The following is an 8,004-nucleotide window of genomic DNA, read 5'->3' as shown; positions in this document are numbered from 1 at the left end:
CTAGGGCTTGATTACTTACACAGGGTACTAGTAGAAGGAAGTGTTAACCTGGCAGTATTTCGGCACTCCCTGAAAGTTTTGTCCTGTACATAGATCATTCATCCAAAACTTTGAGGGTTCGCCGCCATCATCAGGAAAAACATACTCAAGCAGTGTAGTCAGACTACGCATCTCCCCTTTTCCATAGTGAATAGCGCGGTTTTGGCCAAAAAAGCTAAACCAGTAAGTAGCTTCTTTGTCTTCATCAAGGCCAATTGCTAAGCCCGAGCGTTCATCCAATAGTGTTTCTGTGCCACCTTCAAGTTCATAGAGTTTTACGCTTTCCTCTAGTATGACTAAACGTATACCTTGCTCAAGGCTTTCATTCGTCACAACATCAATTGAAAATGGGGTACGTTCTTTCAAGACGACAGAAACAACCCCCTGCCCATTAACGATTAGCATGCCAAAGGAAGCGATTACGGTGCGGTTTTGACTATCGGTATAAGCCTGCTGTTTATCCCCATCTTGTTGTAATACTTTTTTTATTGGACTCTCTAATAACGTTTTTAAAGCCTCGTCCATGATAAGCTCCTCATCAAACCTTTTAAGTTGTATTTTTATAAAATTATTTGTTATGTACTGGCGGTGTAATAAATGAATAGTTGAGAATAATTTAAGGGTCAATAAGGATAGAAAAAAACCGAACAATAGGCTCGATAACACTAGATCTTTGATTTTTTCTTGTAAGTCTAAAAATATTATTTTTGTAACATCTCTGCAATACAGCTCATAGGCTAATCTCTACTCAAGAACTGCACAGTTTTAAAGTATTGGAAAATGTCCTCTTATCACAATTTTCACCTAGTCACTGCTCTTATCAGGCTTAAGACAGATACGGTATTTAGTATTACTTTATACTAAAAGTGATACTATCTTACGCGAAAATCGTCAAAATAGCCGATAACATAGATTATCGGAAGTTTTTTAGAGGGGGTTGAGTATTCTGTGGTGGGGTAGGAGCACTAAGGGCACTAGCAGTGCAAGAATGATGAGAGTGATTGAAAAACAGCTAGGCTTAAATTTGTTTTAAGCCCTGCATAATCCGGTACTAACTCAAATATTATTTCTTAAATTTTCATACCCAGTGCAAATTTAAGATTTACACCTATAACTATTGAAATAAAAATAAATATCAAAAGCATAGAAATTAAAATAGATAACCTAGGTAGCGGCGATAACTTAGTAGAATTTACTAACTTAATGTTTCCAATCCAAATAAACCCTATGCAATATAAAATAATCGAGCAGAAATAAAATGGAGAAGCGAGTGCTATGCTAATTGTTTCAAGAAAAAGGGTACAAACTAATAAAATTATTAAAACTAAGAAGCTATAACCACTAAATTTAGTAAATTTACTTTTGATCATTTTGCATCCTTTTAAGGAGTGATACTGTCGGAATAGAGTTATTCAACACTAAACTACTCCTAAACCTATTGATTTATAGCGGTTATCCAAATGTTTTCAAATTGCTCTTTAGTGAGAATTCCAACCTCAAACTCAGGATTACTTTGCAATTCCTGAATACTAGGTATAGGAGCTAAGCCAAGTCTTGTCTTAGCGGTATGCTTATACTCAGATGCAAATCCGTATTCATTATTATAAAAAACTTCTACTTTTCTCGTTTCATACCTGTCTTCTGAAAACTCACTATAAATTAAATAGGGGTAGTCTTTATCAGAATGCAACCATCTTGCTTTTATATAATTCATTACTCAATCACCCCTTGATTATGACAAAATACTTTTTCACTCCGCGAAACATAAAAAAGCCAGAATTAAGGCTTTAAATATGGCTTTTTTATGTTTCGCGGGCAAACGAAGAGAGTAAGGCTACCCCTTTACTGTGATTTAAAGTGACAAACAGCCTACCCAGTTCTCTAAATAATTTATCTTTCAACTAACGCTTGCTTTGAAATGATATAACACCTGAAAACTCGCCAGTTTACAAATAAGGCTAGCCCTCCCCAAATAGTTTCTAGCAACAGTAATGAGGTTATTAAAAGAAAAGCTAACTGCACAGTAGCAAGAATATAGTTAATAAAATTATCTTGTAAATACCACTGACTTGCTTTACTGGTGACCATTGCAAAGCAGTTAGAGCAGTAACAAACTATAAAAGGTAAAAGAGTCGTGAGAAAGACTCTTTTACTTGAGATTGTTTGCTTGTTACAGCTTGGACAGGCTCTTAAGTTCATAGTTATGATTATTAGCAATACTGAGCTTATTCTTCCTCTAAAATCTGTCTTAAATTGGACCATTCATTCTCTAATTTCGCTCTAGGTTTCCCATTAACTTTATCACGATAAGATTTAACCTCGATATTTAGGTAGTACTCCAACCTTTCTCTAGAAAGGTTGTTAATTAAGCTTGGGATATTATGTAAATGGTCTGCCTCAATATTAACTTGTGTACTTTTACCTTGAGCAGAGTAATGCCTAATAAATGTGATACCATCTTCTAAAATATTCAATAAAATCTCATTTAACCTAGTTTTATCTAGCATTACTCACCTCGAATGGGTAATTCAGTTATAAGGGTACCAGGCTCTGCACCTTCTACACTCTCTACATAGACTTCAACTCTATGCGCAGGAAATTTTGTAGCAGCTCTCATATGATGATGACCATCAATTACATTTCCAAATTGATCTACTTTAACTCGAGTATGCCTTTGAGTCCCATCATATATGAGCTTTTCTTGAGCTTTCACCCTGCTAGCTTCAAGATCTGCCCTTGAAACCGTTCTAGCAGCATTAGGCTTAATCGACTGGATTGTACCTGGCTCTAAATTTAAAACTTCTACTTCAGCTCTAGCAGCTCGTGAAGCTGTTTTTTGGACTGAGCTTGCAGTAGCTGAGCAAGCAGTATCAACTACTTCTTTTGTAATTCTTGGATTTGCTAAAGCCTTTGCAGTTAAATAACCAACTCCTAGCGCAGCACCTTCCGCACCTAATATCAGGATATTTCCTACAGCATCAATAGTCAGCCCTAACTCATATGCTTCATTCCCCATTTTCCCTATCATTACTGCATTATCGTAGCCAAGGCCTCTTCTATGAGCATTTAAGAATGTTCCAATAAGACCCGTAGAATCAATGTAATTTGCAGGATTACCCTCTACATAAGCAAAGGTGTTCAGCCCAGCTTGCAACCCAATGGGATCACTTTTTGTATAACGACCAACTGATGGATCATAATAACGATGGTAATTATAAAACAAGCTACTTTCAGGGTCGTAATATTGTCCAGGAAAACGCAAGGCAATAAAGGTTTTCTTACCATCACCATCCACATCCTGGTTTACATCACCGATACCATACGCATCACGGTACCAAGCCCAGTTGGTGTTACCTTCAGTGTCTGAAGCACGACGAGGGGCGTTTAGGTGATCGGCATGGATGTAATTGACCTGGTGGCGCGCTATTTTGCCATTACTTTGGTAGACCTCTTCGATCATGGCTAGTGGCATATTGCCTAACCAAATGTAATGACGGCTTAAGCGTTTACGGTTCTTGTCGTGTAAGGTATCCACCAGTAGTTGACCACTGGTGTTGTAATGAAAGGTACTGTATTCCTTGTTGTCGCCTTTGTAGCGGGTTTTCAGGACACGTTCACCTAATACGTTGTATTGGTATTCTGCTTGTTGTTTTCCGTTTTTGCTGACACTGTGAATGCGACCACGGGCATCGTAGGTGAAGCTTAATGGGTTATTGTCAGTGATGTGGCCTGCCGCATCGGTCGTGATGCTTTGGTTATTTACTTTCGTCAGACGGTTGCTGTCTTTTTGGTAGGCCAGGGTTTGGCTGTGGGTTTCACTGTTACTGGGTTGACCCTCTGCCGCCGTATTGGGTGTTATCCATTGGCGTTCGGTACGGTTGCCGACGGGATCAAAACTGTAGTTTTTGGTGCCGAAGTAGCCTTGTTCCTGGGCCAGGCGATCCAGGGCGTCATATTGGTAGCTGGCGCTGTAGGTGGCATTGTGACCATCACTGATCTCAGTGATATTACCGGCGGGGTCATAGCTGTAGTCGAGATCCTGGATTCCAGTGACGGTTTGCTGGGTCAGCTGGCCACTTTGATCAAAGGTGCGGGTCAGTTGGGTGTTATTACCCCAGGTTAATGCGGTTAAGGGACCATACGCCTGGTAGCCAATGTCTTTGGCAATGACAATGGGTTTAAGGCGGCTGTCACTGGGGTGATAGGTGACGGTGGTGACTTGGCCTTGTGGGTTACGGGCATAATCGACTTTGGCACCACTGGGATAGGTTACCTGGGTGATGTAGCCCATGAGGTTGGTTTGATACTGCGTACTATCCACCACCTCACGACCAGCAACAGTCATACTACGGCTAACGCTGGTTAAATTGCCTGTGTCATCGTAACTAAAGGCTACTAAGCCTGACTGGTCTTGGATACCTGTTAAGCGGCCAATGCCTTTATTGCCATTGGTGGTTTCATCGTAGATATAAGTGATGTTGAGTTCAGGGCTGGCCGGATACTGTTGGCTGGTAAGACGGTTCAGGGCGTCATAGCTATACTTGGTGACCACACCACGGGCATCCGTACGCTGGATGATGTTATCCGCTAAATCGTAGGCATAGGTGGTCGTGCCAGTATCAGGACTAATACGCTTAATCAGTCGGCCAAAGGGGTCGTATTCATACTGAGTGGTGGCACCGTTAGGGGCAATCACCTTAGTGATTTGATCTCGATGGTTATATTCAAGCTTAGTCACGCCTTCTAAGGCATTGGTGGTTTGGGTTAAGCGATTGAGGGCATCAAAACCATACGTTGTTTTATGTTTATTAGGATCGGTGAGACCCGTTTGATTACTATTGACGTCATAGGCATGTTGTGTGGTTTGTTCACTGGCCCCGACACTGCGCAATAACCGACTTAACTCGTCGTAAACCCAGCTATGTTGACCAACAATGTCACCGGTCGCGGATTTAACCGTTTGTTTCGTTTGATTTCCCGCATTGTCATAGTCATATTCAATCCGTTCACCCAGGCTATTTTCCATCGCCATTAAATAGCGTGCAGGGCTGTATTCATACTGAATGGTGGTGCCATTGGGTAAGGTGACCTGGGTGACCTGACCGACCTTGTCATAGGTAAAGCGGGTGGTGATATCACCCGACGCACTTTTAACGGTGATGGTCTCAGCTTTACCACTGGCGTTATAGGCTATTTTGGTGACGGTGCCATTGGCATTGATTAAGGTTTGTGGACTGCCCCAGGCATTATGGTCTTTTAATTCCGTAGTATGGCCTAAGGCATTAATGGTTTTAATTAAATGACCGTGTTCGTCGTATTCAAAACGGGTAATGTCTTGTACATCGGTACGGGGTCCATCGATTTGGGTGAGGTTTTTATGGGCATCGTATTGATAATCCCAACTGCGATCGAATTCGGCCTGGGCGGAAAAGGCAAACCCTATAGCCAATAATCCCGAAAATAATTTATTTAACTGCATCATGCTACAAATCTATTTTTGGTTTAAATTAAATATTATTTTTTAAAAAATTACGGCGCTAATTGCTGACGCTTTTTCACCAGCGCGTCTTGTTCGTCGTATTGATAAGATGTCTCTACCTGACCATCAGAGGTTTTGAGCGGTAAACGCTTATCAACATCCCACTCGGTGGTGACGGTGCGGGCTTGAGGGGTACCGACGGCTTCCGTCGTCTCGATCGCTAAGCCTTGATCGTTGTACTTAAACTCGGTGGTATTACCTTTCCAATCGGTCTTGGATTTCAGCAAACCGCTGTCGTAATAGGTGTATTCTTTATTGGCCGCCGCGCAGTTTTCGGACTGGTGGCCCTCGACTTTCACCACTTTGTGTACACCATTAAATACCTGAAAGTCATAGGTGGTTTTTTTGCCTAAAGGATTAGTCACGGTAGTACTGTTATTATCGTGAAATTCTAGAGTTGTTTTTTCGAATCCTTCAGCATGCTCACTGGAAATAGCACGACCATGCTCATCATAGGACCACTTACCAATTAACAGCTCATTTTTTAGCACCGTCGTTAGTAAACTTGGGTAGCTACTATTTTCATAGCGATAGGTATATGTATATGCAGGATGGCTTACTTCAATCAAGTTATTGTTTTCATCGTATTTGAAAGTCACTGCATTTTCTTCTGAACCAAGCTTAGTTATCTTTAAGTCTGAGGTCTCAACGGCTAATGAATGACCTAATTGGTCAGTAATATTAGTTAGAATCCCATCATCATAAGCCAGTTGAATTAATTGTTGCCCGTATTGCTCAATGCGATTAAGAGTCCCGTCATTATTAAAGAGATAGACCTTTGATTGAGTAAGATCTTGTAAAGACCATTTATCCTCATTAACCGTCAGCTTGTACTGAGCAGGATTATCGTCCATCCATACCTGGCTTTCATCTGCTATTTTACGTAGTTGGACCATTTTGCCATCAGCTAAATGAGCAATAATCACTTCTGCATCACTCTTTGGCGTCTGTAACCGAAGGTCTAATAAAGAACTCTGACTACTTCCAAACAGCCCTGTTGATAGGCTTAAGCTATTGTAATTCAGTGTTATATCAAGACTAGAGTTAGGTATTGTGAGAGAGGTCGTTTGATATTTATTTCCTGTAGCAGCATTGATTGGGTTACTCACGTTATTACAAGACTGACCTAAACTCTTATTCATATCCAAGTCTCCAACTTCTCTTACAGTGAAGACTGGAAATGAAGTAATATTCCAACGTTTATCATTTTCACTGCAGCCCATTAAGTTTGCAGTTGCAATAAGACCACCAATATTGTCTGGTAACACAATTGATTTACCATCAACGATGCGATCCATGACAACATGGCCTTGAGTTCCTGCTAATTTAAAATTTTGATATCGAGCAGGCCTATAAGAGTTGTTGGAACAATACCTTAAATACTGTTCTTGCTCGATCTCTATTGTAGGTTTTTTGATGCCAGGTAACTGTTGAGTAAAATACCAGATAGGTTTAAGTTGACCATTATGAGAATAATACTCTAACTTAATAAATGTTAAGTTATCCGCTTTACTTATCGCAGATCCATAATACATAGAGTGTTTTTTTTTCGCTTCATTTCTAGTCCAAGTAACAGCTTCCATAATAGTTTTGAATGACTGATTTGACTCTCTAAGAGGCCATCCCCACTGGTACCAGCTCTTCAAGTAGGAACCTTTATACTCAGCCGATGCGTGCTCTGCTACTGTCAAAGAAGTAGCCAGCGTTAACCCCAAAATAATTGGTTTGCTAAAATAATCTTTTAAGTATATTTTTTTATTAAAAAATATAGTCACACCTTAACTTCCTATTGCTATTTAGAAAATATTTATCAATTAATTAAGCTTTCTGTTTTTTTCACCAACGCACCTTGTTCATCGTATTGATAAGACGTCTCTACTTTGCTGTCTGTGATTTTCAACGGTAATCGCTTATCAACATCCCATTCTGTCGTTACGGTGCGGGCTTGTGGAGTACCGACGGCTTCCGTTGTCTCGATCGCTAAGCCACGATCGTTGTACTCAAACGCCGTCACTATCCCTTTCCAATCAGTTTTGGTTTTGAGCAAACCATTGTCGTAATAGGTATAGGCTTTATTGGCCGCTGCGCAGTGTTCGGTTTGTTGGCCTTCGACTTTCACGACTTTATGCACGCCATTAAATACCTTGAAATGATAAGTGGTTTTTTTGCCTAAAGGATTGGTAACCGTAGTACTGTTATTAGCATGGTATTCGAGAGAGGTTTTTTCGGTACCACCGGCATGTTCCGAGCTAATCGCACGGCCTTTTATATCATATTTCCAGGTCGCAAAGCGCTTACCGTTACCATCGGTGATACCTGTTAAGTGCTTAGGAAAGGTTGAATTTTCATAGTGATACTGGCGGATACTGCCATCAGATTTGGTGACTTTTAGTAGTTTATCGTCATCACTCCATGCCAAGGTGGTA

General features: G+C 40.6%; 6 protein-coding genes. All 6 read right to left on the bottom strand.

All coding sequences use genetic code 11. From position 1 onward, the window contains the following. Positions 1-27: 27 nt before the first annotated feature. Complete coding sequence (locus F607_RS0122670; protein ID WP_027709903.1) at positions 28-564, bottom strand: hypothetical protein; 537 nt, start codon at positions 562-564, stop codon at positions 28-30. Positions 565-1,474: 910 nt separating this feature from the next. Next, entirely contained in the window at positions 1,475-1,753 is a 279-nt protein-coding gene (locus F607_RS0122660) for a DUF6881 domain-containing protein (RefSeq protein ID WP_027709901.1), read from the bottom strand. Positions 1,754-2,264: 511 nt separating this feature from the next. Next, positions 2,265-2,546, bottom strand: a complete 282-nt coding sequence (locus F607_RS0122650) for a hypothetical protein (protein WP_027709899.1) — start codon at positions 2,544-2,546, stop codon at positions 2,265-2,267. Next, on the bottom strand, positions 2,546-5,521 hold the full coding sequence (locus F607_RS31215) for an RHS repeat-associated core domain-containing protein (protein ID WP_051311748.1): 2,976 nt from the start codon (positions 5,519-5,521) through the stop codon (positions 2,546-2,548). Before F607_RS31215 ends, F607_RS0122650 begins: the two co-directional genes overlap by 1 nt. 47 nt (positions 5,522-5,568) lie before the next feature. Further along, entirely contained in the window at positions 5,569-7,353 is a 1,785-nt protein-coding gene (locus F607_RS33150; RefSeq protein WP_051311747.1) for a DUF6531 domain-containing protein, read from the bottom strand. Positions 7,354-7,388: 35 nt separating this feature from the next. Beyond that, positions 7,389-8,004 (bottom strand): hypothetical protein (locus F607_RS34900; protein ID WP_027709898.1); only part of this gene is annotated, 616 nt, incomplete at its 5' end.

Origin of the sequence: Zooshikella ganghwensis DSM 15267, from assembly GCF_000428585.1 — a bacterium.
GTDB classification, from domain to species: Bacteria; Pseudomonadota; Gammaproteobacteria; order Pseudomonadales; family Zooshikellaceae; genus Zooshikella; species Zooshikella ganghwensis.
This window is presented reverse-complemented; position numbering and strand designations above follow the sequence as displayed.

Bases quoted from the DNA above. Each gene is read 5' to 3' on its own strand.
- F607_RS0122660 (WP_027709901.1), bottom strand. From the start codon at position 1,753: ATGAATTATATAAAAGCAAGATGGTTGCATTCTGATAAAGACTACCCC.
- F607_RS0122670 (WP_027709903.1), bottom strand. From the start codon at position 564: ATGGACGAGGCTTTAAAAACGTTATTAGAGAGTCCAATAAAAAAAGTA.
- F607_RS0122650 (WP_027709899.1), bottom strand. From the start codon at position 2,546: ATGCTAGATAAAACTAGGTTAAATGAGATTTTATTGAATATTTTAGAA.
- F607_RS31215 (WP_051311748.1), bottom strand. From the start codon at position 5,521: ATGATGCAGTTAAATAAATTATTTTCGGGATTATTGGCTATAGGGTTT.